Origin of the sequence: Micromonospora sp. RV43 (assembly GCF_001029515.1) — a bacterium.
In the GTDB taxonomy this organism is placed as follows: Bacteria; Actinomycetota; Actinomycetes; order Mycobacteriales; family Micromonosporaceae; genus Micromonospora; species Micromonospora aurantiaca.
Genome location: NZ_LEKG01000102.1, coordinates 1 through 25,774, shown reverse-complemented (window position 1 = coordinate 25,774; position 25,774 = coordinate 1). Strand labels below are relative to the sequence as shown.

Below are 25,774 nucleotides of genomic sequence, written 5' to 3'. Positions count from 1 at the left end.
CGAGGTGGTTCAGGCTGCGGGTGGACAACGGAATCGCGGCAGGGTAAGACAGCACAGCGAGGCTCCCGGTTGGGGCATCTGATCTTGGTCGATTGCTGTCTTACCGGGAGCCTCGTCCTACCTGGACACCGGCCTCCCACACCGCCCGTGACCTGCGCCGTCACGATGAAAATGGCTCAATGAATGAGGTGGGTCGGAGCGCCTCATGCGTGCCCGCTGGAAGCGAAGTCCTGCAGGGGCATGCCGAACCATTGAACTGCGGTGACTGCGTAGCTCAAGACTACGCGAGCTGCCGTCCGTCGCTGCTCTGCGTCCTTCGATCTAGCCAATTTGACCGCATGCAGGAGGCTGTCATTGCGGATTGCCATGGCGATCGCGCAGCCGTCACTGCCAGGTACCGCGCGGATCGACCACCTCGCAGCGACGTTCGACGCACCGTCGGTGCCTTTCCTGAATGGGGAACTGAAAGCGGTCGAGGAACATTGCGCGGGTCGCCGTGGTCGGTGCGCTTTGCCGCGGGGTTTGTGGCCGCGAGCGGTACGCCATCCTCCGCCGGCATCTACACCTGGAAGTACTACGGCACCTACGCCACGGCGGCCAGCTGCAACGCCGAGGGGGCCGCGCTGGTGAGTGACGGCTCGGCGGAGGCGTACCGCTGCGCCGGCACCGCGGGCAACGAGCTCTCCGTCGCCACTGACTGGTGACGGTTCGCGCCGACCGCGGCGCCCGCCGGCGCGGCTCAGCGGCCGGCCAGCCGTAGCACCAGGTCGGGGCCCTCGTCGCGGGCCTCGAGCGCCCGGTCGAACCGGTCCACGGTGAGGCAGAGGGCCACGTCCCGCGCGTCGACGCCGGGGAACCCGTGCCGGGCCAGCTCCCGGAGGTTCGCCGCGGCCGGTGAACGGGCCGCCCGGCGGAGGAAGGGCGCGGCGTCGTCCCGGCCCCGCAGCAGTGCGGAGATATGCTCCGCGCACGCCAGGTCCTCGTCGCCGTCCGTCACGACGAAACTGACCTCGGCGGTGTCCCGGAGCCGCTCGGCGGTGGCCCGGGCGGTGACGAAACCGGCGCAGAACAGCGGCGACGCGTGGCGGGCCGCCACCGCTCCCTGGGTGCCGGCCGTCGTCCGTTGCACGATCGCGGCACCCGTGAGCTCGTGCTCCAGCACCCGCGCTGGGGAGTTCACCAGATCGAATCCGGCCCGCGGTGGCCCGTCGCACAGGGCCCGCGCGCCCGGCAGCTCCGCCTTCCGCGCCAGCGCCTCGTCCAGGCGGCGGACCAGGATGATCCGGTCCGCGCCAGCATGCAGCGCGTACGCTGCGGTGCTGAAGGCGCGCAGCACGTCGATCACCACCGCCGCGCCCTCGATGGTCGGTGCCTCGTCGATCCCGACGAATCGGTGTCTCACCACGACTGGTCGCTCTCCTCCGTGAACTGCCGGCCCGGGGCCGACACAGCCTGGTCAGCGGTCCGTCCCGACTCCGGCCACCGCACCGCCCCCTGCCGCGACGGCCGGAGCAGGAGCGTGGCCAGCTGTGCGCCGTCCGGACCGAGGGCCGCCCGGAACCGGCGGACGACGGCGTACTCCCCGGCGAGGGCCACCCGGCTCATGCCCAGGGCCACCCGCTGGTCGCCGAGCTGGCGGGCCAGCTCCGCCCGTTCTCGCAGCAGCAGGATGAGCTGGTGGTCGATCGCGTCGATGCAGACCCGGGCCTGCGGGATGGAGAAGGGCGCCTGCTCGGCGTCCGCCCCGATCCCGGTCGGAGCCAGCTCCGCCAGGTCCTCCAGGTCCTCCAGGTCATCGAATACGTCGCTGTCCTGACTGACTGACACGGCGTAGCTGACTCCGTACTCTCGTGCCGGAGGGGGCGCAGGGCCACCCGGGGCAGGTGGAAACGACACTGCGGTGGTACGTACGTACGGCCGCGGCGTGGTGAGGGCTCAGGGGGGCTACCCCGCGAGGTCGGGCAGCATCTGCCCGCGTCGCGCGAACCAGGTGAGGGAGTCCTGGATCCCCTCTTCGATCGGCTGCTCCGCGCGCCAGCCGAGCAGTTCGGCGGCGCGGCTGCTGCGGGTGTAGGCGCCGGCCGAGTCGCCGAGACGGCGACCGGTCGTCTCGACCGGGACGGCCCGGTCCACCACCTTGTTGAACGCGTCGACGAGTTCCAGGACGGTCGTGCCGGTGCCCGTGCCGAGGTTGATCACGGTGTACCGGGAGGAGTCGGCCGGAAGCAGGGTGTCGAAGGCCTCGATGGCGCGCATGTGGGCGGCGGCCAGGTCCCAGACGTGGACGTAGTCGCGGATCCCGGAGCCGTCCCGGGTGGGGTAGTCGAGCCCGGTCACCTGGAAGGGGCGGTCGTCCTGGTACGCCTCGATGAGCTTGCCAAGGGCGTGGCTCGGTGAGGCGACCTGGAGCCCGGACCGCATCTTCGGGTCGGCGCCGATCGGGTTGAAGTAGCGCAGCGACAGCACGCGCAGCGGGGTGGCGGCGGCGATGTCCGCCAGCATCTGCTCGACGACCACCTTGGTCCGAGCGTACGGGCTGACGGCCTTCACGTCGGAGTCCTCGTCGACGCTGAAGTCGGCGCCCGGCTCGTAGATCGAGGCGGACGAGCTGAAGAGCAGCCGGGTCACCCCCTTGGCGATGAGGTGGTCGACGAACTCGAGCGTCTTGGCGACATTCTCGCGGTAATAGTGGACCGGGCGCTCGACCGATTCGGGAACGACGATGAGAGCCGCGCAGTGGACCACCGCGTCGATGTCGGGGTGCTCGGCGAAGATCTGCTCGATGATGGCGGGATCGGCGATGTCGCCCTCGTAGAAGGTGCGCCCCTCGCAGAATTCCCGACGACCCGTCACGAGATTATCGAGGATCACCGGCTCGTGCCCGGAATCGATCAGGTACGAGGCCACCGTGCTACCGATGAAACCCGCGCCTCCGGCGATCAGAACCTTCACGTGACGTCCTTTCCAGTGCACCTTGCGGGAAACGGCTCCCGCCGTGCCCCGAGCCTAGCCGGGAGGACCGGGGCCGCCCGGTCGACGGACACCTCGTACCGGGACCAGGCCCGGATCCGCGCGACGACCATGTCGACGTCCTCGGGCGTCATGGCCACCGCCAGGCGGACGAAGTCGCGGGACGCGCCGAACTCCGCTCCGGGCGCCCCTACCAGCCCGCATCCGTCCCGCAGCACCTGCGCGGCGTCGGCCTGTTCCGGCAGCTCCCCGACCCGCAGCCAGAGGAAGTAGGTGGCCACGGGGACGTGCACGTCGACCGCCCGGCATCGGCGCAGCTCGGCCGCGATCCGGTGCTGGTTGGCCCGCAGCCGGTCGCGGGTGGCCCGCAGCCACGGACTGTCCTGTTCGTACGCCGCCGCGAGGGCGGCCTGTTGGATGCTCCGTCCGGCGGCCAGGCTGAACCGGGTGCCGCTGCGGAGCCGGGCCATCAGCTCCGAGTCGTGGCTGAACATCACCGAGCCGCCGATCCCGGCGAGGTTGTGCGACTTGGTGGCCCCGGTGATGGTCAGGGTGCGCCGTGGGGCGATCGCCGCCATCGGCAGGTGCCGTCCCTGCAGGGTGAGCCGGGCGTACACCTCGTTCGACACGATCAGCAGGTCATGCCGTTCGGCGACGTCGGCGATGGCCCGCAGCTCGTCCAGTCCGAACTGGTGGCCGGTCGGGTTGTGCGGGTGGGAGAGATGGATGAGCCGGGTGCCGGGCACGATCCGGCGCTCCAGCTCCGCCACGTCCCAGGCCGGGGTGGTCCACGGGTCGAGGTGGACGGCGACGGCCCGGGCCCCGGCGGCGGTGATCGAGTCCGGGATGCTGTGGTACGCCGGGCCGAAGTAGAGCCCGGCGTCGCTCGGCGCGAGCAGCTCGCGCATGACGTGGTAGCTCTGCGCCACGATCCCCGCGGCGAGCTGCACGTTCCTCCGGGGCACCGCCAGGCCGTGCTCCCGACGGTAGTGGTCCACCACCGCCCCGGCGATGTCGTTGTCTGTGTACGGGGGACTGTAGGTGAGCGGGCCGAGCAGCAGCCGCTGGATCCGCTCCACCACCACCGGGTCGGTCGGGAAGTCCATCTCGGCGACGTTGAGCGGGATCAGCTCGGTCCCGGCCACGGCCGCCCACCTGGCCGAGCGGGCCACCATGCCGTCCCTCACGAGCCCTGGTCCTCGCAGTCGAGGAGGCTCGTTGCGATGGCCTTGAGAACCTGCTCGTCGTGCAGCATCTGGTGGTGCCCGACGGAGACGTCGACCTGCGCGAAGTCGGGGAAGCCCAGCTCCGACCAGTCGGGCAGCCGGCGGCCGACCCCAGCCACCTCCTCCGGGTCGTCACGGTCCGGGGCGGAGAAGAGCCGTACCGGTGCGGCCACCGGCTCGGGCAGGTGACCGGAGATGCTGTGCCGGAGCATCGCGGCGACCCGCAGCCGTGCCAGGAACGCGGCGTGGTCGGTCTCCACCAGGCCGGTGGGGCTGTGCGCGCTGAGCAGGTCGAACACCGCCTCCGGCCGGAGTTCCCCCGGGTCGACGGTCAGCCCGGCGGAGTGGACCAGGCCGGCCAGCCGGGCCCGGATCAGCTCCTCGGGGTCGATCGGCGGCGCGTAGAGCGAGGTGTTGAAGAGGTTGACGGAGAGGATCTCCCAGCCCTCGGCCAGCAGCCGGCGGGCCAGTTCCACCGCCAGGTTACCGCCCAGGCAGAAGCCGCCGAGGTGGAGCCGGCGGGGCAGCCCGGCGGCGGTCATCAGCCCGGCGAAGTCGGCGACCAGCTCGGTGAGCCTGCCGAGCGGTTCACCCTCCTCGGGCCGCAGGCCCTTCGCCGTGGCCGCGTACACCGGGCGATCCAGCGGGTAGCTGGCCAGGCTGTTCAGCCCGATCACGCCGCCACCGCCGGAGGGGAGCAGCATCAGGGGTGCCCGCGCGCCGTCCGGCGCGAGCGTCAGCAGCCGTCCCCAGCCCTCGTTCTCCGTACGCAGCGCATGGCTGATGCCCCGCAGGGTGCGGGCCTCGAAGACGGTGCCCAGGTCGACCGGCAACCCGGTCGCCTTGCGCAGCGCGACGGCGAGGCGGGCGGCCAGCAGGGAGTCGCCGCCGGCGTCGAAGAAGTCCTCGTCCAGGTGCGCCGCCGCGACACCGAGCACCCGGGACCACTGGGTGGCGACGACCACCTCGATCGTGTCTCGCATCATGCCCTCCAATCCGGCTCGACGGGGCGCGGCCAGGCCACGCCGTCGGGCACGCGTACGGCCACCCCGCCGGAGACGACGAGCGCCGGAGCCCGCAGCACGCCCAGGTCGGCCGTCGGGTCGCCACCGACCGCGATCAGGTCCGCATCGTGCCCGCCGGAGAGCCGGCCGGTGGTGCCGCCGAGGCCCAGGGCCAGGGCGGCGCCGGCGGTGGCGGAGCGCAGCACCTGGCGGGGAGTGAGGCCGAAGTCCGGCATGATCTCGAGCCCGTCCACCAGCGAGCCGTGCGCGATGTTCTCGATCCCGGCGTCGGTGCCTGCGATCACCGGCACCCCGGCCTCGACCAGCTCCCGCAGGTGCTCCCGGCGTTCCCGCCAGTCGACCCGCCCGCGCGGGTTGCGGGCGTTCCCGTTCACGGTGGGGCAGACGACGGTGCCCTGCTCGACCATCCGGTCGACCACGGCCCGGTCGAACTCCAGCCGGCCGTCCCCGACCCAGGTGCAGTGTTCGATCGTGTCGCAGCCGGCCTCGACGGCATCCCGGATGCCCTCCGTGCCGTGGGCGTGCGCGGCCACCGGCAGGCGTAGGCGGTGCGCCAGCCGGGTCACCGCGCGCAGCGTCGCGGCCCCGAACTGCGGGGCCCCCGGTCGGGTACGCGTGGTCAGGAAGCCGCCGGTCGCCATGATCTTCACGACCTGCACGCCGCTGTCGTGACTCAGTCGGATCCTGTCGGCCACCGCGTCGTCGTCCGCGCAGGCACCCCCCAGGTACCAGCAGTGGCCGTCGGGAACGGTGATCGGGGCACCCGCCGGCACCACCCGGGCACCCAGCGCCGGGTCGGCCGCGGTGGCCCGGCCGACCGCCACGTCGAGGAACGAGCGGGCGCCCAGGTCACGGACCGTGGTGACGCCCGCCGCTAGGTGCCGACGGGCGTTAGCGGTCATCTCCTTGAGCAGGACGGTGTCGTCCACCGCGGCCAAGGCGGCGGCCGGATCGGGGCCGGCGTCGAAGGCTAGGTGCACGTGGGCGTCGATCAGGCCGGGCAGCAGGGTGAGCTCGCCCAGGTCGTACTCGTCCAGGCCGCGCAGCACCTCGGGCAGCTCCGCCCGGGGACCGGCCCACAGGATGCGGCGGCCCGCCACCGCGACGGCGGCGTCCGGCGTGAGCAGTTCGTCGTCGTCGAGGAGCGCCCGCGCCGCGCCGAGCAGATAGGCGTGTGGTGCCATGCGGTTCACCGATCGTGAGGAGTGGGTCGGACGCCGCCCGGCGTCCGAGCGGGAATGGGCGGGCGTCAGCCCGCGCTCACCTGCTCCAGGGAGTCCATCGCCCGGTGCCGGTCGGTCTCGGCGAAGATCTCGATGACGTGGGTGCCCGGGTCGAGGGTCGCCCCGTGCTGCTGCTGGTCCTCGATGACGAAGAACGCGCCCGGCCGGTGGGTGGTGGTCCTTCCCTCGACGGTGAGGTGCACGGCGCCGGAGAGCACCAGGCCGACCTGCGGGCCGTGGCGGTGCGGTGGCACGGTCCCGCCGTCGGCGAACGACCAGAGCACGACCTGACCCTGCGGGCTCGACATGAGCCGGCCCTCGGCGCCCGGAAAGTTCACGGCCGCCCGCGGCATGGCCTCGATCCAGTCTGGGTACACTTTATTATCCACTTTCTTCGATGTCAGTCCTGCGCGGTGGCGTTGCGACCGAAGTTCCGGTCGCCGAGCCGTCCGTAGTACTGCCGACGCAGGGTGATCCAGTCTCCCCGGCGTTCCGTGTCGACCAGGCCGACCGAGCCGTGGGCCAGCTCGGCCCGCAGCCGCCGCACCGCCGCCCGCTCGGCCTCGTCGGTCGCCGGCCACTCCTCCAGGTACGCGTGCAGGACCTTGGCGATCCCGTCCTGCTGGCCCGGGTGGAGGTGCGCGGTGAGCAGGAGCAGCAGGCAGTGCCGGAACAGCAGCAGCTCCCCGGCGGCGCCGGCGAGCCGGTCGGCGAGCACCTGCGGCACTTCGCCGAGGTCACCCGGGGGCAGGCCCAGGTAGGCCGTGACGCCGCCGAGGAGACAGCGTCGGACGCTGTCCTGGGGCAGCGCGTCGGGGCCGTCGACCTCGCGGCGGCGGATCAGCTCCGCCACCTCCTCGACGGTCAGGTGCGGGGCCAGGACCGCCGGGGCGTTCCGGTCGAGAAGATCGCCGTAGCGCCGGACCTGCCCGTCGACCGCGCCGACGATCAGCCGCATCCCCTCCAGCGCGCACTTCATCAGGTGCGTCTCCGCGGCGTCGCGGTAGTGCTTCGACCCGGCGAACTGGCTCTCGGTGTGCGGATAGAGCAACCAGCCGCTGAGCTGGTGCGCGAACAGCTCCAGGTGGTCCTCGACGGTGATCCGGTGGGTGACCGGGCACGGGGCGTCGGCGGGGCCGCCGATCCGGGTCGGCCAGCCAAGCGCCAGGTCCGCGGCGATGAAGGAGCGCATCCGCGGCGCCCGGTCCGCCCGGACCACGAAGCCGGTGGTCAGCAGGTCCGGCCGCCGTCGGGCCAGCCGGGGGACCACCTCGTGCACGGGGTGCGCGGCCTCGTCGTCGGGGACCAACAGCACCAGGTCGAGGTCGGACTCCAGTCGCCACCGGCCACCGTGGTGGGTCACCGACGGCTCCTGCCGGCCGAGGGAACCGCTGATCACCAGGGTCGTGTCGGGGATCCGCAGCTCGTCCAGGACGGCGCGGACGTCGTCCCGGTAGCTGTCCAGCTGCGCGGTGACCTGTTCCCGTGCCTCGTCTGGCACGAAGCGCGAGTGCGCGAACCACTCGGACGTCATCGTGGCCCCACCACCCGTCGTACCGCCCCCATGTCCAGGTCACCCAGGCCCTCGGCCACCGCGGTGGCGAAGCCGTTCCGGACCGCCGCGGTCAACGGGGTATCCAGGCCCGTCTCCCGGGCCAGCTCCGCCGCGTATGCCACGTCCTTGGCCATCAGCCCGAGCCGGCAGCGGACGTCCTCGTACTCGTCGCGCAGCATCGACGGGCCGTACCCGGAGGCGACACCCTGCCCCCAGCCGTAGCTGGACATGATGTCCACCACCAGTTCGGGGTCGAGGCCGAGCCGTTCCACCAGGGCCAGGTGCTCGGCGAAGCCGGCGAGCACCACGGCGGCGAAGAGGTTGTGCGCGAGCTTGAAGCGAGCGGCGGCGCCGACCGGCCCCAGCCGGTAACGCCGCTCGGTGAAGCAGTCGCTGAACCGCTCGTAGCGGGCGAAGTCGTGGTCGGAGCCGCCGACGAAGGCCACCAGGGTGCCCGCGGTGGCGCGCGGGACGCTGCCCGTGACGGGTGCGTCGACCGCCCCCGCGCCGACCGCGTCGACCGCCGCCGCCCACTCGTCGACCCGGTGTGCGGAGAGGGTGGACCCCTCCACGGCGAGCGCGCCGGCGCGCAGCGTACGGAGGGCGCCCTCCGGGCCCTGCCAGACGGCGTGGCTCGCCTCGTCGTCGGAGACCATCGAGAGCACGACGTCCGCGCCCGCCGCCGCCTCGGCGGGGGACCGGCGCACCTCGTCGGCCGTCGCCCCCGCCTCCAGCCAGCCCGCTGGCCGTCGGCTGTAGAGCCGTAGCGTCCAGCCCGCCCGGCGCAGGTGGGGTGCGACCGCGCGGTTCATCACCCCCGCGCCGAGCAGCGCGGCCGTACCCGCCGCCGGCGGCGACGTGGTCATACCTGCGCCTCGAGCGGGGCGTACAGACACCACACCATCGTCGGGGTCAGCACCGAGAGCGCACGCAGCTCGCTCATGCCCTGCACCACGTCGAGCGAGGCGATGCAGGCATCGGCCTCGCCGTCGGCGACGGCCCGGGCCGCCTTCGGCTTCGCGTTGACCGTCCTGACCTCGGCCTCCGGCGGCAGGGTCTCGCGGACGAGCTGAAGGGTCGACGGGTGCGCGACGACGCTGCGCACCTGGCTGACGTCCCGGTCCAAGTCCGCCCGGACAGCGACGCACATCGGCTTGGTCGGCGACTCCCACACCCCCACCACGCGCATCGATCTGCGGGTACGGAAGTGCAGGTTGACCCAGCTGTCGACCAGCCGGTCACCGTCGAGGTCGAGGAAGCCGGCCGCGACCAGCGCCAGGTTGTCCGTCTCCTCGGCCTCCCGCATCGCCGACGAGAACGACGAGCAGAGGGAGACCGCGGCCCCGATGCGACTGGCCTCGGCGTACGCGTCCGTCCCCGAGGGACCGAGCGTCATCACCGTGCGGGTGCGCAGCCACTTATCGATGCCCGGCGTCGACACTGCCCCTCCTGGTGCGAATGGCGCTGAGGGCGGCGTGACACCCCGACCTGTCCTAGCAGGACATTCGGATCGAGCCCCCCGTTGGCTGCCGGGAAGCATCGCATACGGTCCTCACCCCTGCAACATCCACACGATTTCGAAAGGTGGGACGGTCGAGGACCGCGGCGGTCGATCTCCTGACCGCCTCCACGGTGAGCCTGACCGCTCCCGGAAGGGGTGTCGAGGGGCCGTCGAGGACGGCTCGACGGGGAGCCGACGGTTGTGGTTTCATGTGCGACCGGTCGTCAGACCACACCATCGAGAGCTGGTTGCGAAGCTTCACGGGGGACGGAAGCTGCTCCGGCAGATCCGTGCGCCCAATGGCATCGACAGAGGTGATCATGAGACTGGACCGTTGGCGCGCCCTGCGCCCCGGAAGGGCCCGGCCGTCCGTGCTCGCCTTCGACTTCGGCCCCGGCCGGGCCGGAGCGGGCTTCGCCGACCTCGTCGAGCTGCTGCCCGCGGACATGCCGGTCCTCGAGGCGGTCCCGCCGGACGAACTCGACGCGGTGGACGAGGTCTCGTCGGTGGAGGCCCGGCTGCGGCTGCTGGTAAACGACATCGTGGCGGACGACCGCGAGGTCGCGGCGGTGGTCGGCTACTGTGCAGGCTCCGCGCCGGCCCGGTCGACGGCCGCGCTGCTGGCGGCCACCGGTCGACTCGCGCCGCAGGTGGTGCTGGTCGACCCGGAGACCGTCGATCGGCTGACCCTCGTGCAGGCGTACGAGACCGCGCTCTCGTCGCTGCGGAGCATGGACCGTGGCCTGGCCGGCGAACCGCCCCTGCCGGCGGGCTGGGCGGACGACGCCGGTGACCCGGTGGCCGACGCGCGGCTGCTGCTGGAGAGCTACCTGACCACGGTGACCGCGTCCTTCGCCCGGATGAAGCTGCCCGCGAAACTGGGCGCCCAGCTGGGGGCCCGGTTCCACCGTTACCTGTCCTACCTGCTGATGGGTGCGCTTGCCCCGGCGACTCCGGCACTCGGCGTGCGGATCCTGGGGTCCGTCGGGTACGCGCTCGACCCGCTCTTTCCCGGCGAGTTCCGCCGGCTGGACGTGGACCGCGACCGGATGCTCGCCACCCACGCCGTGGCCGAGGAGATCCGCTGGGCGGTCGAGGCGTACGAGTTGACCCGGTTGACGGCCGTCGTGAGAGGAAGAGCAGGCGATGTTCAGCAGTGAGAAGTTCGGCCCGCTGACCAGCGGGCCGTACCGTCTCTTGTGGATCAGCCGGACGGCGTCCGGTCTCGGCGACGCCCTGATGCCGGTCACCGTGGTCTTCGCGGTGATCCACGTGGGCGGCTCGGCCGCGGACGTTGGCACGGTCCTGGCGGTGTCCACGCTGGTACGAGTCGGGCTGCTGCTCATCGGCGGCGTGCTGGCCGACCGGATGCCGCGCCGGCTGCTCCTGCTCGGTGGAGACGGCTTCCTGGCGTTCCTGCATGGCGCGGTGGGTCTGCTGCTGCTCACCGGCCACGCCTCGGTGGGCCTGATCCTGGCCGCCTCTGCCCTCTTCGGGGCCGCCTCGTCGATCTCGAAGCCGGCGTTGACCGGTCTCGTGCCGCAACTCGCGCCACGGGACAAGCTCCAGCAGGCGAACGCACTCATGGGCATGTCGGCCAATGCCTCGCGGATGTTCGGCCCGGCGGTCGCCGGTGGTCTGGTGGCCCTCTCGGGTCCCGCCTGGGGCTACCTGATCGACGCCTCATCCTTCGTGGTGAGCGCCGCCTGCCTGCTCTTCCTGCGGGTGCCGCCGTCGACTCCGCGCGAGCGCAAGCACTTCCTGCAGGAGCTGACGCACGGCTGGCGCGAGCTGCGGATCCGGCGCTGGTACTGGCTCACCCTGACCGGTCACGCGGTGTGGAACTTCGCGATCTGCCCGCTTTTCGTGCTGGGCCCGATCATCTTCGCCAGCAAGCAGGGTACGGCGCTGAACTGGGGTCTGATCAGCACCGGCCTTGCGGTCGGCGCGTTCCTGGGCGGTATCGTCGCGCTCCGCTGGCGGCCCCGCCGTCCGCTCGTGGCCGGCCACCTGGCACTCGGGCTGACGGCCTTCGAGCTGCTCGCCCTAATCGGGCCGATGCCGGCGATGGTGGTCGCCGCCACCGCGCTCATCGGCTCCGCCGGGATGACCTACATCAACGAGGTGTGGGACACCACCGTCCAGCAGGTCGTGCCGGAGGCGGTGATCTCGCGGGTCAGCTCCTACGAGGCGCTCGTCTCCGTGGTCATCATGCCGCTGGGCTACGCGGTCACCGGGCCGGTGGCGGAGCGGGTGGGTAACACCCCGACCCTCCTCGGCGCCGCCGCGCTCATCGTCCTGTCGACCTGTGCGTTGGTGGTGGTGCCCGAGATCCGACAGGTACGCCAGCAGCGCGACGGCCTGATCGTCTGCCCGCCGTCGATGGTGCCGGCGGCCGGCGCGGCGCCGGAAGCGGCCAAGGTGGCCGTCTGATCGCGACGTACGCGGCCGGCCGTACCTTGAGGAGAGAAGTCGTGAGGAAGAGCAACTACGTCACCCTGACCCGGGGCGGCAACGTCCGGCTCGTGTGCTTCCCGTGGTCCGGGGCCGGCGCCCTGCCGTTCCGTGGCTGGTCCGCCGTCGCCCCGGACGAGATCGACCTGGTGGTGGCCCGGCGCGCGGGTCGGGAGGACCGGTACCGGGAGTCGGCCCCGACCGAGCTCGACCAGTTGGTCCAGGAGCTGGTCGACGATCTGGACACTGACGGCTCGTACGTCTTCCTCGGCCACTGCCTCGGCGCGTTGCTGGCCGTCGAGGTATGCCGTGAGCTGCGGCGGCGGGGATTGCCGGGGCCGACCCGGCTCTCGGTCGTCGGTGACCCGCCCGTGCAGTCCGGTGACCGGACCCCGGTGACCGACGTCCGCGCCGAGATCCGCCGGACCGGCGCCATGGCCCCCGCCGTGCTCGACGACCCGGACGTGTGGCCGCTCATCGAGCCGGTCATCTCCGCCGACCTCGCGCTCGCCGTGAGCTACCGGTACCGGCGGGAGGAGCCGCTAGACCTGCCGATCGACGTGTTCCTGGCGGGCACGTCGACGGCCGAGGAGCGGGCGATCTTCACCGACTGGGCGGTCGAGACCACCGGCCCGGTGACCTTCCACGAGATCGACGGCGAGAGCCTGATGCCGCACGGTGCCTGGGAGACCCTTGCCGGGTCCGTCTTCGCGGCCTGCGCCGCGGCGCAGGCCGGCCACACCGGTACGGCACCGACCGGTACGGCCTGATCCACGGCGGGCAGGCCCGGGACCGGTTCCACTTTCGGCACTTCACACGGGGGCGCTCGATGACCACCTATGCAGCCACGGCCGCACAGCGACAGCTGTGGTTTCTGGACCGCCACGAGAGAACGGGATCGGCCTACTCCACCCCGATCCTGTTCCGCCTCGGGGGCGCGGCGGACGCGGGGCGGCTCGGCACGGCCGTCGACACGGTGGTGGCCCGGCACGACGCGCTGCGGACCTCGTTCCGGGAGGACGGGCTCGAGGTCGTGGTTCAGGTGCACGAGCCGGTACCAGGCCTGCTTCACGTCGTCGACCTGACCGACCGCACGCCGGCCGACGCGGAGGCCGAGGCCCAGCGCCTGGTGGACGGCTGGGTCCATGAGCCGATCGATCTGACCGGCGGCACCCTGATCCGGGCGCGGCTGCTCGTGGTGACCCCCGACTCGGCGCTGCTCCTCCTCGTCGTGCACCACATCGCCGTCGACGCCTGGTCCGAGGGCGTGGTGCTGGACGAACTCCAACGCGCCTACAACGGTGAGCGGCTGCCGCCGCTGCCGCTGGCCGACGCGGAGGCCGCGGTGGAACTGCGCAGCCGGGAGGAGGAACTGGAACAGAACCTCGACGTCGAGCTGGCGTACTGGCGGGAGCAGCTGTCCGGCGCGCCCACCCAGTTGGAGCTGCCGCCCACCGCCGACGCAAGTTCCCCGTACGAGGGCGACCGGGTGACGTTCCGGCTGCCGGAGCGGTCCTGCTCCGCGGTGGCGGAGGCCTGCCGCCGGCTGCGGGTCACCCCGTTCGTCCTGCTGCTCACCGCGTACGCGGTGACGCTCGCCAAGGTCGCCAACGAGGAGGACCTGGTGATCGGCGCTCCGGTGATGCGCCGGGACGACGAGGACTTCGACTCGGTCGTGGGCAACTTCGTGAACTCGGTGCCGATCCGGGTACGGCTCGACGGCGACCCCGACCTGGGCACCGTCGTGCAGCGGGTGAACGAGGTGGTCATCGGTGCCATGGGCAACCGGGACCTGCCGTTCGAGTCGGTGGTACGCGGGCTGAACCCGCCCCGCCGGGAGGGCGTCTCCCCCCTCTTCCAGGCGATGTTCTGGATGAACAGCCTCGGCGCTGCCCGGCTGCGGCTGGACGGCCTCACCGTGACCCCGTTGACGTTCCCGCTCCGGATCTCCAAGTTCGACGTCGTCCTGGACGCGCAGCAGAACGGCCGGCGCTTCGACTTCGCACTGGAGTACCGCAGGGCGCGGATCAGCGACGAGGCGGCGGACCGGCTGCGGCGCCGCTTCCTCGCCGTGCTGGACGCCGTCGCGACCCGGGACGACCTGACCCTCGCCGAGCTGGACGTGGTCTGCGACGAGGAGCGGGAGCTGCTCGACCGGTGGGGCGGCGCCGGCGAGGAGGTCACTGGGGAGCGGGTGGTTGACCTCGTACGCGAGGTCGCCGCGGCCGCACCGGACCGGCCCGCGGTGCGAGACGCCGTCGGGGTGACCGGCTACCGCCAGCTGTGGGACGAGGTCGTCACGCTCGCCGGCCGGCTCGGCCGGGCTGGGCTGGTGGCTGGCGGGCGGGTCGCCGCCTGCACGAGCCGCAGCTCAGCGGTGATCGTGGTCCCGCTGGCGGTGTGGCTGTGCGGCGCGACCTACGTACCGCTGGACCGCCGGCACCCGGACGACCGGCTGCGTCTCCTGCTCGACGACGCCGAGCCGGACGTCGTGGTGGTGGACGCAACCACCCGGGACCGGGCGGCCGGCCTGGTGACCGGCGGTGCGACGGCCGTCGTCGACGTCGACGACGACGACGCGGAGTCGGGCGGGAAGGCGACCGCGCCCGCCGCCTCCGCCGACGCGCCGGCCTACCTGCTCTACACCTCCGGCACGACCGGGGTGCCCAAGGGCGTCGTGGTCAGCCACGGCTCGCTCACCAACGTGCTCTACGAGGTCGCGTCGGCCGCGACGCTCGACCGGACGGACGTCATGCTGGCCGCCACCACGGTGACCTTCGACATCTCGTTCATCGAACTCTTCGCGCCGTTGCTGCTCGGCGGCTGTGTGGTGGTCGCCTCCGACGGTCAGGTGGGTGACCCGGGGAAGCTCGGCCGGCTGGTCGGGGAGGCCGGGGTGAACGCCGTCCAGGCCACGCCCGGCGTCTGGGACGTGTTGGTCCCCCGGCTCCCCGGCCGGCTGCGGGTGGCGCTCTGCGGCGGCGAGAAGATGACCCCGGCGGTCCGCGACCGCCTGCTGGCCGCGGCCGACCTGGCGCTGAACGTCTACGGGCCCACCGAGACCACCATCTGGTCTTCCGCGTGGCGGGTCGGCCCGACCCCGGTCCGGGTCGGCCGGCCGCTGCGCGGCAACCGGTTCGTGCTGCGCGACCGCTGGGGTGCGGCGGCCCCGCCGGGCACCACCGGCGAGCTCTGCATCGGTGGCGGGGCGCTGGCGGTCGGCTACCACCGGCGGCCCGAGCTCACCGCCGCGGCCTTCACCGAGGCGCCGGCCGAGCCGGGCGGTCGGCTGTACCGCACCGGCGACCTGGGCCGGTGGGACGCGGACGGGCAGCTCGAACTGCTGGGCCGCAGCGACGACCAGCTGAAGGTCTCCGGGCACCGGATCGAGCCGGGCGAGATCGAGCACTGCCTGAGCGCCGCCGACGGCGTGCTGACCTGCGCCGTGGTCCCGGTGACCGTGGCCGGGATGACCAGTCTCGCTGCGGTGCTGGTGCCGACGGCGCCGCTGCCGGCGGAGACCTGGCGGCCGGCGGACGCCGACCTCGCCGCGCAGCTGGCCGCCCGGGCCCGCGCGGTGCTGCCGTCGTACATGGTGCCGGGGCACTACGTGGTGACCGACGCGCTTCCCCGGTCGATCAGCGGCAAGACGGACCGCCGCCGGCTCGCCGAGCGGGTGGGCGCCGGGCTCGCCGAGAAGGCCACCGGGACCACCGGCTGCCTGCCGGTCGACGTCGTGGAAACCCTGATCGTCGAGCGCTTCTCGGCGATGCTCGGCGACCGGACCGGCCCCGAGGAGAGCTTCTTCCGCCAGGGCGGCAGCTCGTTGGGGGCGGCGATCGCCGTGGGCCTGCTCAACGACGAGCTGGATGAGGAACTCGACCTCGACGATCTCTATCAGCAGCCGAGCCCGCGCCGACTGGCCGAGCTGATCCGGGGACGCGGTGACGGCACGCTGCGGCGGGTGACGCTGCGCTCCGGTGAGGACGGCCCGCACGTGCTCTGTCTCGCCGACACGGACCAGGGACTGGTCGAGCTGCGCGACCGCCTGGCCGATCTGCCGGTGACCCGGGTCGACGCGCTCTCCGCCGAGCTGCGTACCGGGCACCCGGATCTGGCGGTGGCGCTCGACCGGGCCTGCCGTGACCTGGCGGCCACCGCCGAGGCCCCGCTGACCGTACTGGCCGCCGGCGGCACCGGCTGCCGGCTGGCAGCCCACGTGGTCCGTCGGCTGGTCGCGGCCGGCGTGCCGGTCACCGGAGCAGTGCTGGTGGATCCGGCCGGCCGGCACCGGTCGACCGGCTCCGGCGTACGCCCGGGTCCCGACCCGGCGCGGGTCGACGACGTGGAGAGCTGGCTGGACGCGGTGGTGACGCCGGAGGCGGACACGCCCGACGCCGGGGCGCTGCGTGAGCGGCTGGCCCGCGAGGTCCGGCTGCGTCTCGCCGTGCCCCCGGTCCCCGGGGAGCCGTCACCGGTGCCGGTGGTGATCGTCACCTCCGCCGAGGAGAGCCCACGGGAGTGGTCCGACCTTGGCCGGTGGGCGGGAGAGGAGGCGGTCAGCCGTCGCCTCCTCCTGCCCGGCGCCGGGGACCGGCTCACCGCCGAGGACGCCCTGTCCGCGGTGCTGCACACCGCGTTCGGCTCCGACGCGGCGGCCGGGCCGGCGTTGCTGCCGGTCTGAACCCCCTCACCTGTTGTGCAAGTCGATCTGGCGAGAAAGCGGAAGCTGATGGAACTCGAAGAGCGGTACCACGTCGTGCGCAACGACGCGGGCCAGTACAGCGTGTGGCCGGCGTCCGTCGAGACTCCGCAGGGCTGGCACCGGCACGGGGAGGCCGGCTCCCGCGAGGAGTGCCTCACGGTCGTCGACGGCATCTGGACGGACCTGCGCCCCACCGCGACCCCGGCCCGGCCGGGCGAACCGGCCCTCCCGGCCACGTTGGTGGAGAGCTTCCGCCGGACGGTCGCGGCGCTGCCGGACCAGCCGGCGGTGACGTACGGCGCTGACACGCTCTCCTACCGCGAGCTGGACCGGGCGTCGGACGCCCTCGCCGGGCAGCTGATCGAGCTGGGCGTCGGTGCCGAGGACCGGGTCGCGGTCTGCCTCAGCCGGGGGCTGGACGTCTTCGTGGCGCTGCTCGGCATCGTCAAGGCCGGTGGCGCGTTCGTCGCGATCGACAGCCGGCTGCCGGACAGCCGCCGCGACACCATGATCGAGGGCAGCGACGCGGCCGTGGTGCTGACCCGGCCGGACTGGGTCGACCGTCTGGCCCACCTGGACCGGCGGGTGGTCGGGTGGACCCGCGTCCCGACGGACGCCACGGAGGTCGCCGCGCCGGCTGTCGAGGTCGCCCCGGAGCACGCCGCCGCGGTCCTGTTCACCTCGGGCAGCTCGGGCACGCCGAAGGCGATCGTCCTGGAACACCGGAACCTGGTCTCGTTCGCGCACAACCCCGCGCTGCCGGAGCTCACCCCGGCCGACCGGGTGGCCCAGGTGTCGAGCCTGTCGTTCGACGCCTTCCAGTTCGAGACCTGGTGCGCCTTCGCGGCCGGGGCGACGGTCGTCGTGCTGCCGGCCATCGCGGAGCTGCTGGAGACCGACATCCGGCGGGAGCTGCGCCGGGCCCGAATCAGTGCGATCCTGGTGCCGACCATGGCGGTGAACCACATCCTCCGCGAGGACCGGGACGCCTTCTCGTCGGTGCAGATCCTGCACACCGGTGGTGACGTGCTCTCGCCGGCCGCCTGCCACGAACTGCTGGCCACCGGCTTCGGCGGCCGGTTCTTCAACCTCTACGGCCCGTCGGAGGCGACGACGGCGTGCACCGCGCACGAGGTGGCCGCCCTCGCACCGGACGCCGACAACGTGCCGATCGGCGCCCCCCTTGCCGGGGCCACGGCGTACGTGCTTGACGAGCGGCTCCGGCCGGTCCCGCCGGGCGGCGTCGGCGAGCTGCACATCGGCGGCGCCGGCGTGGCCCGTGGCTACCTCGGGGTGCCGGGCCTGACCGCGGCGCGGTTCCTGCCGGACCCGTTCGCGGCGGACGGCTCCCGGATGTACGCGACCGGTGACCTCGCCTCCTGGGGCTTGGACGGCGAGCTGATGTTCGTCGGCCGGGCGGACGGCCAGGTGAAGATCCGGGGCTACCGGGTGGAGCCGGGTGAGGTGGAGCGGGTGCTCGCCCGTGACCCGGAGGTCGTCGAGGCGGCCGTGCTGAGCTGGGGGCAGGGCGAGGACCGCCGGCTGGTGGCGTTCGTGGTGCCGCACGACACCGTCACCGTGCGCGCGCTGCGTGACCACGCCGTCGAGGCCCTGCCGGACTACATGGTGCCGAGCGAGTTCGTCATCCTCGACCGCATCCCGATGACCGACCACGGCAAGCGCGACTGGGACGACCTCCGGGCCACGCTCGACGCCCACCTGGAGCGCCGGGCCAACCGGGTCGAACCGTCGACGCCGAGCGAGAAGTGGCTGGCCCAGGCCTGGGAGGAGCTGCTGAGCGCGGAGTCCGTCGGGGCCAGCGACGACTTCTTCAGCCTCGGCGGACACAGCCTGCTGGCATTCCGGTTGCAGCGCCGGATCAAGCGGGACCTGGGGATCAACCTGGAGTTCCGGGAGATCCTGGACAACACCGTGCTGCGGGACCTCGCCGCCGTCATCACCGAGCGGGAGGAGGCGCGATGACCCACACCTCCGTCGCCGACCTGACCCACCCGGACATCTTCGTCCGCGGCGAGCACCACGCCGTGTTCGCCCGCCTCCGGCAGGAGGACCCGGTGCACTGGAGCGGCGGCCCGGACCGCGGCGGCTTCTGGTCGCTGTGCCGGTACGCCGACGTGGCCGCCGCCTACCGCGACCACGCGGCGTTCAGCTCGTCGGCCGGCGCCGTGCTCGGCGGATCGTTCCGCGACGAGCGGGACACCGCGGCCGGCAAGATGCTGGTCGCCTCCGACCTGCCCCGGCACCGCATGATCCGGCAGGTGCTCTACCCGGCGTTCTCCCCGACGATGGTGGCCCGGGTGGGGGAGAAGGTGTCCGAACTGGTTGATCAGGCGGTCGACCGGCTGGTCCGGGACGGTGGCGGGGACTTCGCCACGGAGGTGGCCACCGAGCTGCCCGCCGGCGCGGTCATGACGATGATGAACGTGGGGCACGCGGAGGCCCACGAGCTGATCGGCATCACCCGCCGGATGATCGGCTTCCGCGACCCGGTCTTCGTGGACATCGACGACGATGAGCGGCTGCGGCTGGCCTGGTTGCAGAGCGAGGTGTTCGAGTACTTCGCCGACCTGGTCAAGGAGCGACGGCGGGAGCCCGGTGACGACGTCGTCAGCATCCTGGCGCACGCCGAGATCAACGGCCGCCGGATGACCGAGGACGAGATCCTCTACAACTGCATGAACGTGGCGGTCGGCGGCAACGAGACCTCGTCGTACACCGCCTGCACGGGCCTGCACGCCCTGCTGACCAACCCGGACCAGTACGAGCTGCTGCTCGGTGACCCGGAGCTGCTGCCCTCCGCCCTCGACGAGATCCTGCGCTGGAGTTCGACCAACGCGTACGTGGCGCGGCTGGCCACCCGGGACACGGAGATCGGCGGGACGGAGATTCGCAAGGGACAGCTCGTCGCCCTCTGGAACGTCTCGGCCAACTTCGACGAGGAGCAGTTCGTCGCGCCGGAGCGGTTCGACATCCGGCGCTCGCCGAACCGGCACCTCACGTACGGCAGCGGCCTGCACCGGTGCATCGGCGCGCCGACTGCCAACGCCGAGCTCTCCATCCTCTACAAGGCGCTGCTGGGCCGGGGCGTCCGGCTCGAACTGGACGGCGAGGCCCGCCGGCTGCGTTCCAACTTCATCCTCGGCATGACGTCGCTGCCGGTCCGGGTGGTGGCGGCGTGACCCGCCCCACGGTGCCCGCGGGCGAGGAGAGCACGGAAAGGCGTGAGTCATGACGATCGAGGTGTTCACCACCTGTCCACCCTCCGAGGCGCCGGGCGGCAAGGCCTTCCTCGACCGGGTCGGTGAGGTGTCGCGGTGGACCGAGGAGGCCGGCTACGCCGGCATGCTGGTCTACACCGACAACTCGTTGGCCGACCCGTGGCTGGTGGCCCAGGCCGTCCTGGACAGCACGCAGCGGATCCTGCCGCTGGTGGCGACCCAGCCGGTCTACATGTCGCCGTACACGGCGGCCCGGATGGTCATGTCCACCGCGTTCCTGCGCGAACGGCGGCTGGCGATCAACCTGGTGACCGGCGGCTCGCCCACCCACCTCAAGGCGCTGGGCGACGAGACCGAGCACGACGCCCGGTACGCCCGGCTGACCGAGTACGCGCAGGTGATGCAAACGCTGCTGGCGAGGTGCCGACCGGTATCGCACACCGGGGAGCACTACCGCCTCAAGGGCGCCACCCTGCCACACCGGGTGCCCGAGGAGTTGCTGCCGACCTACTACCTCTCCGGCTCGTCGCCGGCCAGCCGGCAGGCGGCCGCAGCGCTGGGCGTGACCCGGCTGGCGTACCCGCTCACGCCCGCCGAGTACGCGGCGCAGCCCGACGCCACCGGTGGTGAGTGGGGCATCCGGATCGGCGTCATCGCCCGGAGCACCAGCGGTGCCGCCTGGGACGTGGCGTTGTCGCGGTTCCCGGAGGACCCGGCCGGGGAACGGCTGCACCGGGTGTCCGCCCGGATGTCCGACTCGCAGTGGTACGCGGAACTGAGCACCACGGCGGCCGGCGGCGGCCGGGACGCGTACTGGCTCTACCCGTTCCGCACCTACCGGACGTTCTGCCCCTACCTCGTCGGGTCTTACGACGAGGTAGGCGCGGTGCTCCGGGCGTACCTCGACCTGGGGGTCCGCACGCTGGTGCTGGACGTGCCGGCGGAGCGCGAGGACCTCGACCACACCTGGACGGCGTTGGCGGCGGCGGACAGCTCCCTGACGCCGGCGAGCCGATGACCGCAGCCACCCCGCCCGTCGTGCGACCACTGGAGAACGTCGTGCCCACCGATGTGCAACTCACCGAAACGATCCGGTCGGCCTGGCTGGACGTGCTGGAGCTGGCCGACTGCGCCGACACGGACAACTTCTTCGACCTCGGCGGGAACTCGCTGTCGGCGGTGCTGCTGGTGGCCCAGCTGGAGGAGCGCCTCCAGGTCGAGGTGCCGCTCGACGCGATCTTCTTCGAGGGAACGCTCGCCGCGGTGACGGCGGCCTGTACCAGCGAGCTGCAGAACCGATAGGGCCGGGCTCCGTGAGATCAGGGATGGGACAATGACGAAGGACGAAGGCCTGCCGCTGGTTGTCGTCGTGTACGACAACGGCGCCGCCACGCCGCTGGAGATCCTCTCCGGTGCCGACGGCATCTGCGAGCTCTACTTCCTCTACGACAGCAGCCGGCCCGGGGTGGCCGAGGTGGCGGAGTTCGTCGAGGAACTGGCCGACAGCCACGACTTCCGGGGCCAGGACCTGGACCAGGTCGCCGAGCACGTACGGGCGCTCGCTCCGGCGGGCGTGCTGACCTTCAGCGAGTACGCGCTCCGCTTCGCCACCGAACTCGCCGACCGGCTCGGAATGCGCGGCCACGACCTCGCCACGCTCGACAGGTTGACCAGGAAGTCCGCCCAGCGGCGCCGGCTGGCCGAGGTCGGCGTCGACGCGGTGCGGTACGAGTCGGTGCGTACCCTTGAGGAGGCCGGCCGGGCGATCGACCTGCTCGGCCCGCCGGTGGTGCTCAAGCCGGCGGTCGGCACCCACTCGCGGGACACCTTCCGGATCGACGACCACGACGACTGGAAGGCCGTGGCGGAGACCCTCGCGATGCGCGAGGAGTTCGTCGTTGAGGAGCTGCTGGTCGGCGATCCGAGCTGGACCGGGTCGCAGTGGGGCGACCACGTCTCGGTGGAGCACGTGAGCTTCGAGGGCGAGCACCAGCACGTGGTGACGCTGGGGAAGTTCCCGCTGGCGGAGCCGTTCCGGGAGACCGGGGACTTCTACCCGTCGACCCTCGACCCGGAGACGCTGGCCCGGGTCAACGAGCTGGCGGCCCGCGCGGTCGACGCGCTCGGCGTGCGCTACGGGATCACCCACACCGAGGTCAAGTTCACCGCGGCCGGACCGAAGATCATCGAGGTGAACGGCCGGCTCGGTGGCGGGGTGGCGGACATCGTCCGCAAGGCCGGCGGTCGGGACCCGATCGCGATGGCCTTCGAGGTGGTGCTCGGACGCCGGCCGCAGCCGGCCACGCCGCCGGACGGCGACGTCGTGTTCGAGATGAGCGTCCTGTCGCCCCAGGACCGGGTCCGGGTGACCCGGGTACGCGGGCTGGATGGGCTGCGCGCCATGGACGGCGTCGACCGGATCGTCGCGGTCGCCCGACCGGGGTCCGTAGTCGACTGGCGGGTGGGTTCGGTGAGCCAGCTCTGCACGATGTACGGGCACGCCGCCGACCACGACGGGCTCGAGGCGCTGCGCACCGCCATCCACCAGACGTACGCCTGCGACTTCCTGCCCGCGCCGGCAGAGACCTGATGCGGGCCGATGCCTCGTCCCGGTCGGCCGCGGGCCTCGCCCCGGCCGGCCGCGGGCCGGAGCGGTCCGCTCCCTTCCGGGTCTACTACCTGACCCATGCGGGTGGGACCGGCGCGGAATTCTCGCGGTCGGTGTTCAGCAGGGGGGACATCGACCTGGTGGGGGTGCGATACCCGGGCCGCGGTGGACGCCGGCGGGAGCCGGACGCCGGCAGTGTCGACGACCTGGTGACGGCGCTGCTGGCCGAGTTGGCGCCGAGCGGGCCGTTCGGCTTCTTCGGACACAGCATGGGCGCCCTGCTCGCGTACGAGATGACCAGGAAGCTCGTGGCCGAGGACCGGGAATCGCCGCGGTGCCTGTGGCTGTCTGCCTGCCCCGCACCGCAACTGCCGCGCCCGGAATCGCCGCTGGCGCACCTGGCGGACGCCGACTTCCTGCGGGCCGTCGCCGGGCGCCACGGTGCCGTACCGCAGGAAGTGTTGGACGAGCCGGCGCTGGCCGCGGTGATCGTGCCGCCGCTGCGCGCCGACTACCGGCGGGTCGAGGAGTACCGGTTCCGACCCGGCCCTCCGGTGACCGGACCGGTGCACGTGCTCTACGGCCGGGACGACATCGTCTCGATGGAGCGGCTGAAGGCCTGGGGCGAGCTCACCGAGAGCGAGCCGACCCTGCACGGCTTTCCCGGTGGCCACTTCTACCTCAACGAGCACCGGGCGGCCGTGCTCCAGCTCATCGAACGCACCATCACTTTCTAGACCCTCCCCCGTCGGCGTCTCCGCAGTGTCGCCGGGCGCCTGGCTCGACCGTTCAGATTGGATTCCCATGGCTCAGGATCCCGTGGTGCACTACACCCTGACAGCGGAGGACGTCGCCGCCGTCCGTGACACCCACGACGCGCTCGGCGACTCTCCGTTGTCCCTGCGCGACCCTCGTTTCTACGACGAGCACTGGGATCTGGCCGCCCGGCTGAGCCCCGGTCTCCGGCGGGTGCTCGAACAGTTCCGGCGCACCGAGTTCGCCGCCGCGTGCGTGCTGCATGGATATCCCGTCGCGGACGAGGCGGTCTGCCCGACGCCGCCCTCCTGGTCGGCGGCGCTCGAGGTGCCGACTGCCGACCACGACGTGCTGCTCGCCATGTGTGGGCTGGCCCTGGGCGAGCCCTACACCTGGGCCACCCTGCAGGACTCCTCGGTCATCCAGAACCTGCTGCCGATGCGGGGCGACGAGAAGCGGCAGAACGGGCACAGCAGCGACACGTTTCTGGAGTTCCACACCGAGGACGGCTTCCACCCGGACCGCTGCGACTACCTGCTGCTGTTCGGCGTACGCAACCACGACGCGGTGCCGACCTGCCTGGCCTCGGTGACCGACGTGGAGTTGAGCCCCGCCCACCGGCGGATCCTGTCCCAGCCGCGGTTCCACATCCGCCCCGACGACGAGCACATCCGTCAGCTGGAGGCCCGCCACCCGGACTCGCCGGCGCTGGCCCGGGCGATCGAGCTGCGCGACGCGCCGCCGGCCGTGGCGGTCCTCTCGGGCGATCCCGCCAGCCCCTACCTCTGCATCGACCGGCCCTTCATGACGGGCGCGGACGCGGTGGCAGACGAGGCGCTCGACGAGTTGATGGCGCAGCTGGCCGCGCACGACCGGGCAGTCGTGGTCGAGCAGGGGGACCTGCTGATCGTTGACAATTACCGGGCGGTGCACGGGCGCAAGCCGTTCATGTCCCGTTACGACGGGACGGACCGCTGGCTCAAGCGGATGATCGTCAGCCGTGACCTGCGTCGCGCGGCGGGCGCGCGAAGCCAGGACTCCCGCCGCGTGCTCTTCTGACGGTTCGGCCCACCGGGCGGGCCCGACCCACCCTCGGGGTGGTTCGGGCCCGCCCGGGATGACCGTTCATGCCGCACCAGTCGGATGTCGGTGTACCGGGCGCCACACCGAGCATGGAATGGAATGCGTGGGACCCGTGGGGTCAGGCCGGGGACGCCGGACTGCGCAGCTCGTCGCAGGCCCCGCGGTTGGCCTCAAGCTCGGCCTTGACGGCGGTCACGTACTCCGGAAGGGACTGGGTCGGCTGCCAGCCCAGACTCCGGGCTTTGGTGGTGTCGGCCTGACCGCGCACCCGCTCGCCCTGGCGGGCTGGCACCAGGACCCAGTTGTCGGTGAACATCTTCGCCACCTCGGCCAGGGACCACTCCTGGCCGGCGCCCAGCAGGTAGCCGTCGCCGCTGCCGTCCCGGTAGCAGCGCAGGATGCCGTCGATGATGTCGTCGATGTGGGTGAAGTCCCGGGTCTGGGTGCCGGGGGAGACGACAGTCAGCGTCTCGCCCCGCTCATACTGCGACTCGAAGATACCAATAACGGTCGCGTACTTACCGTCCTTAATGTGGCCCGGCCCATAGACGTTGTAGAAGTACGTGATGACGTAGTCGAGGCCGTACCAGTTGGCAAAATTCGCAATATATTCGACGTTCTTCGCTTTGGTCCACGCGTATGGGCTCAAGTTCTCGTCCTGGCCGTCGTTGCCGAACTTGGAACTGGACCCCGCGTACACCAGTTTGGCTTCGTGCCGATGGCAGAACCGGACGACCTCCTTGGTGCCCCGGATATTGAGCTCCCAGCACAGGTCCACCTCGTCGAAGCTCTGCACGATGCGCGCGTACTCGCCGAGGTGGAAAACGGCGGTCGGGGCTGGCAGCCCGGCTGCCTCCCACTCCTCATTGATGTTCACAGTGCTGATGTCAAGGTGCGTCACTCGCCGGTCTTCAACCCGGATGCCGGGAGTGCCGGGGAGGTAGATGTCTACGGAGACGATCCTCGCGTCCGGGTAGGCTTCCAGCAACGCGCGGATGAGGTGCGAGCCGACGAAGCCAGCCCCGCCCGTGACGGCAAAAACATCCATGATCTGTCGTGGTCTCCTTCTGAGGTACCGGTCCGCCCGGCAGCCTATGCGGTCGGTGGACACCGGCACCATCAGGCCCGTCGGGGCCTGCGTCGCTTGACGGCTCGGCGCTGTGTCGCCGAGCCGTGACCGCACGCGAGTCGGCTGCCCGGGCGGCTGCTGCTGACGAGTCCGACTGTAGGGACGCCAGCGTCAGCGGACGCATGCAGCGGCTCGTACTCGAACCGGTGACGGCCACCACAGCAGATGGGCAGGCTAGGGCGTGTCCTGCCGATCTTGTAGGGGTTGGTCGTTGACGATGTGTCGGTGGTGCGTCGTGGTGAGTTGACCGATGAGGCGTGGGCGGTGATCGCGCCGCTGCTACCGGAGCCGGGCGGTGCT

The 25,774-nt window shown here is 72.1% G+C and carries 23 protein-coding genes; 12 read left to right on the top strand and 11 right to left on the bottom strand.

What is annotated here, in order from left to right:
- Nucleotides 1–338 precede the first annotated feature (338 nt).
- The gene (locus tag ABD52_RS39290; protein ID WP_152748308.1) at nt 339–704 is read left to right on the top strand and encodes a hypothetical protein; all 366 of its coding nucleotides are present in this window, start codon (nt 339–341) and stop codon (nt 702–704) included.
- A gap of 35 nt (nt 705–739) precedes the next feature.
- Here ABD52_RS39290 and ABD52_RS23005 read toward each other — a convergent pair whose 3' ends face one another.
- The 10 genes from ABD52_RS23005 to ABD52_RS22960 all read right to left on the bottom strand — a co-directional run bounded on the left by ABD52_RS23005 (nt 740) and on the right by ABD52_RS22960 (nt 9,440).
- Nucleotides 740–1,405, bottom strand: a complete 666-nt coding sequence (locus ABD52_RS23005; protein ID WP_200905227.1) for a 2-phosphosulfolactate phosphatase — start codon at nt 1,403–1,405, stop codon at nt 740–742.
- Nucleotides 1,399–1,827: a chorismate mutase gene (locus tag ABD52_RS23000; RefSeq protein WP_063778324.1), complete on the bottom strand. Its 429-nt coding sequence runs from the start codon at nt 1,825–1,827 to the stop codon at nt 1,399–1,401. Before ABD52_RS23000 ends, ABD52_RS23005 begins: the two co-directional genes overlap by 7 nt.
- Before the next feature lie 117 nt (nt 1,828–1,944).
- A complete protein-coding gene (gene galE, locus ABD52_RS22995) occupies nt 1,945–2,952 on the bottom strand; it encodes a UDP-glucose 4-epimerase GalE (RefSeq protein ID WP_047893187.1) in 1,008 nt (335 codons plus the stop codon).
- On the bottom strand, nt 2,949–4,157 hold the full coding sequence (locus ABD52_RS22990; protein WP_152748307.1) for an aminotransferase class I/II-fold pyridoxal phosphate-dependent enzyme: 1,209 nt from the start codon (nt 4,155–4,157) through the stop codon (nt 2,949–2,951). Before ABD52_RS22990 ends, galE begins: the two co-directional genes overlap by 4 nt.
- Nucleotides 4,154–5,182 carry a phosphopantetheine-binding protein gene (locus ABD52_RS22985; RefSeq protein WP_082171373.1) on the bottom strand — a complete coding sequence of 343 codons (1,029 nt, stop codon included), beginning with the start codon at nt 5,180–5,182 and terminating at the stop codon, nt 4,154–4,156. Before ABD52_RS22985 ends, ABD52_RS22990 begins: the two co-directional genes overlap by 4 nt.
- Complete coding sequence (locus ABD52_RS22980; RefSeq protein ID WP_053065473.1) at nt 5,179–6,405, bottom strand: amidohydrolase family protein; 1,227 nt, start codon at nt 6,403–6,405, stop codon at nt 5,179–5,181. Before ABD52_RS22980 ends, ABD52_RS22985 begins: the two co-directional genes overlap by 4 nt.
- Before the next feature lie 65 nt (nt 6,406–6,470).
- Nucleotides 6,471–6,821: a cupin domain-containing protein gene (locus ABD52_RS22975; protein WP_047893184.1), complete on the bottom strand. Its 351-nt coding sequence runs from the start codon at nt 6,819–6,821 to the stop codon at nt 6,471–6,473.
- 23 nt (nt 6,822–6,844) lie between these two features.
- A complete protein-coding gene (locus ABD52_RS22970; protein ID WP_047893183.1) occupies nt 6,845–7,978 on the bottom strand; it encodes a hypothetical protein in 1,134 nt (377 codons plus the stop codon).
- Nucleotides 7,975–8,865 (bottom strand): NAD(P)-dependent oxidoreductase, encoded by an 891-nt coding sequence (locus ABD52_RS22965; protein WP_053065472.1) that lies wholly within the window; start codon nt 8,863–8,865, stop codon nt 7,975–7,977. Before ABD52_RS22965 ends, ABD52_RS22970 begins: the two co-directional genes overlap by 4 nt.
- Nucleotides 8,862–9,440: a hypothetical protein gene (locus ABD52_RS22960; RefSeq protein ID WP_047893182.1), complete on the bottom strand. Its 579-nt coding sequence runs from the start codon at nt 9,438–9,440 to the stop codon at nt 8,862–8,864. Before ABD52_RS22960 ends, ABD52_RS22965 begins: the two co-directional genes overlap by 4 nt.
- Before the next feature lie 380 nt (nt 9,441–9,820).
- On the opposite strand from ABD52_RS22960, the gene ABD52_RS22955 reads away from it, so the two are divergent.
- The 11 genes from ABD52_RS22955 (at nt 9,821) to gntD (ending at nt 24,321) form a co-directional block, all read left to right on the top strand.
- A complete protein-coding gene (locus tag ABD52_RS22955; RefSeq protein WP_152748306.1) occupies nt 9,821–10,660 on the top strand; it encodes a hypothetical protein in 840 nt (279 codons plus the stop codon).
- Entirely contained in the window at nt 10,647–11,933 is a 1,287-nt protein-coding gene (locus ABD52_RS22950; RefSeq protein WP_053065471.1) for an MFS transporter, read from the top strand. Before ABD52_RS22955 ends, ABD52_RS22950 begins: the two co-directional genes overlap by 14 nt.
- Nucleotides 11,934–11,974: 41 nt before the next feature.
- Complete coding sequence (locus tag ABD52_RS22945; RefSeq protein ID WP_053065470.1) at nt 11,975–12,724, top strand: thioesterase II family protein; 750 nt, start codon at nt 11,975–11,977, stop codon at nt 12,722–12,724.
- A gap of 59 nt (nt 12,725–12,783) precedes the next feature.
- Entirely contained in the window at nt 12,784–16,638 is a 3,855-nt protein-coding gene (locus ABD52_RS22940; protein ID WP_047893180.1) for a non-ribosomal peptide synthetase, read from the top strand.
- Between the two features lie 48 nt (nt 16,639–16,686).
- A complete protein-coding gene (locus tag ABD52_RS22935) occupies nt 16,687–18,642 on the top strand; it encodes an amino acid adenylation domain-containing protein (protein WP_082171371.1) in 1,956 nt (651 codons plus the stop codon).
- Nucleotides 18,639–19,859 carry a cytochrome P450 gene (locus tag ABD52_RS22930; protein ID WP_047893179.1) on the top strand — a complete coding sequence of 407 codons (1,221 nt, stop codon included), beginning with the start codon at nt 18,639–18,641 and terminating at the stop codon, nt 19,857–19,859. Before ABD52_RS22935 ends, ABD52_RS22930 begins: the two co-directional genes overlap by 4 nt.
- Nucleotides 19,860–19,908: 49 nt before the next feature.
- Nucleotides 19,909–20,916 (top strand): LLM class flavin-dependent oxidoreductase, encoded by a 1,008-nt coding sequence (locus ABD52_RS22925; protein WP_053065469.1) that lies wholly within the window; start codon nt 19,909–19,911, stop codon nt 20,914–20,916.
- A complete protein-coding gene (locus tag ABD52_RS22920) occupies nt 20,913–21,200 on the top strand; it encodes an acyl carrier protein (protein WP_047893178.1) in 288 nt (95 codons plus the stop codon). Before ABD52_RS22925 ends, ABD52_RS22920 begins: the two co-directional genes overlap by 4 nt.
- A 31-nt stretch (nt 21,201–21,231) precedes the next feature.
- Entirely contained in the window at nt 21,232–22,488 is a 1,257-nt protein-coding gene (locus ABD52_RS22915; protein ID WP_053065468.1) for an acetyl-CoA carboxylase biotin carboxylase subunit family protein, read from the top strand.
- Nucleotides 22,488–23,243 carry a thioesterase II family protein gene (locus tag ABD52_RS22910; protein ID WP_082171370.1) on the top strand — a complete coding sequence of 252 codons (756 nt, stop codon included), beginning with the start codon at nt 22,488–22,490 and terminating at the stop codon, nt 23,241–23,243. The genes ABD52_RS22915 and ABD52_RS22910 overlap by 1 nt, the downstream gene beginning before the upstream one ends.
- Before the next feature lie 67 nt (nt 23,244–23,310).
- Nucleotides 23,311–24,321, top strand: a complete 1,011-nt coding sequence (gntD, locus tag ABD52_RS22905) for a guanitoxin biosynthesis L-enduracididine beta-hydroxylase GntD (RefSeq protein ID WP_047893177.1) — start codon at nt 23,311–23,313, stop codon at nt 24,319–24,321.
- 142 nt (nt 24,322–24,463) lie between these two features.
- Here gntD and ABD52_RS22900 read toward each other — a convergent pair whose 3' ends face one another.
- Entirely contained in the window at nt 24,464–25,393 is a 930-nt protein-coding gene (locus tag ABD52_RS22900; protein WP_047893176.1) for an NAD(P)-dependent oxidoreductase, read from the bottom strand.
- Nucleotides 25,394–25,774: the final 381 nt, after the last annotated feature.

What these genes read in the sequence shown, in the direction of transcription:
- ABD52_RS22925 (WP_053065469.1), top strand. Translation starts at nt 19,909, where the DNA reads ATGACGATCGAGGTGTTCACCACCTGTCCACCCTCCGAGGCGCCGGGC.
- ABD52_RS39290 (WP_152748308.1), top strand. Translation starts at nt 339, where the DNA reads ATGCAGGAGGCTGTCATTGCGGATTGCCATGGCGATCGCGCAGCCGTC.
- ABD52_RS22955 (WP_152748306.1), top strand. Translation starts at nt 9,821, where the DNA reads ATGAGACTGGACCGTTGGCGCGCCCTGCGCCCCGGAAGGGCCCGGCCG.
- ABD52_RS22910 (WP_082171370.1), top strand. Translation starts at nt 22,488, where the DNA reads ATGCGGGCCGATGCCTCGTCCCGGTCGGCCGCGGGCCTCGCCCCGGCC.
- ABD52_RS22985 (WP_082171373.1), bottom strand. Translation starts at nt 5,182, where the DNA reads ATGATGCGAGACACGATCGAGGTGGTCGTCGCCACCCAGTGGTCCCGG.
- ABD52_RS22970 (WP_047893183.1), bottom strand. Translation starts at nt 7,978, where the DNA reads ATGACGTCCGAGTGGTTCGCGCACTCGCGCTTCGTGCCAGACGAGGCA.
- ABD52_RS22940 (WP_047893180.1), top strand. Translation starts at nt 12,784, where the DNA reads ATGACCACCTATGCAGCCACGGCCGCACAGCGACAGCTGTGGTTTCTG.
- ABD52_RS22900 (WP_047893176.1), bottom strand. Translation starts at nt 25,393, where the DNA reads ATGGATGTTTTTGCCGTCACGGGCGGGGCTGGCTTCGTCGGCTCGCAC.
- ABD52_RS22935 (WP_082171371.1), top strand. Translation starts at nt 16,687, where the DNA reads ATGGAACTCGAAGAGCGGTACCACGTCGTGCGCAACGACGCGGGCCAG.
- ABD52_RS22930 (WP_047893179.1), top strand. Translation starts at nt 18,639, where the DNA reads ATGACCCACACCTCCGTCGCCGACCTGACCCACCCGGACATCTTCGTC.
- gntD (WP_047893177.1), top strand. Translation starts at nt 23,311, where the DNA reads ATGGCTCAGGATCCCGTGGTGCACTACACCCTGACAGCGGAGGACGTC.
- ABD52_RS22915 (WP_053065468.1), top strand. Translation starts at nt 21,232, where the DNA reads ATGACGAAGGACGAAGGCCTGCCGCTGGTTGTCGTCGTGTACGACAAC.
- ABD52_RS22950 (WP_053065471.1), top strand. Translation starts at nt 10,647, where the DNA reads ATGTTCAGCAGTGAGAAGTTCGGCCCGCTGACCAGCGGGCCGTACCGT.
- ABD52_RS22965 (WP_053065472.1), bottom strand. Translation starts at nt 8,865, where the DNA reads ATGACCACGTCGCCGCCGGCGGCGGGTACGGCCGCGCTGCTCGGCGCG.
- ABD52_RS22980 (WP_053065473.1), bottom strand. Translation starts at nt 6,405, where the DNA reads ATGGCACCACACGCCTATCTGCTCGGCGCGGCGCGGGCGCTCCTCGAC.
- ABD52_RS22920 (WP_047893178.1), top strand. Translation starts at nt 20,913, where the DNA reads ATGACCGCAGCCACCCCGCCCGTCGTGCGACCACTGGAGAACGTCGTG.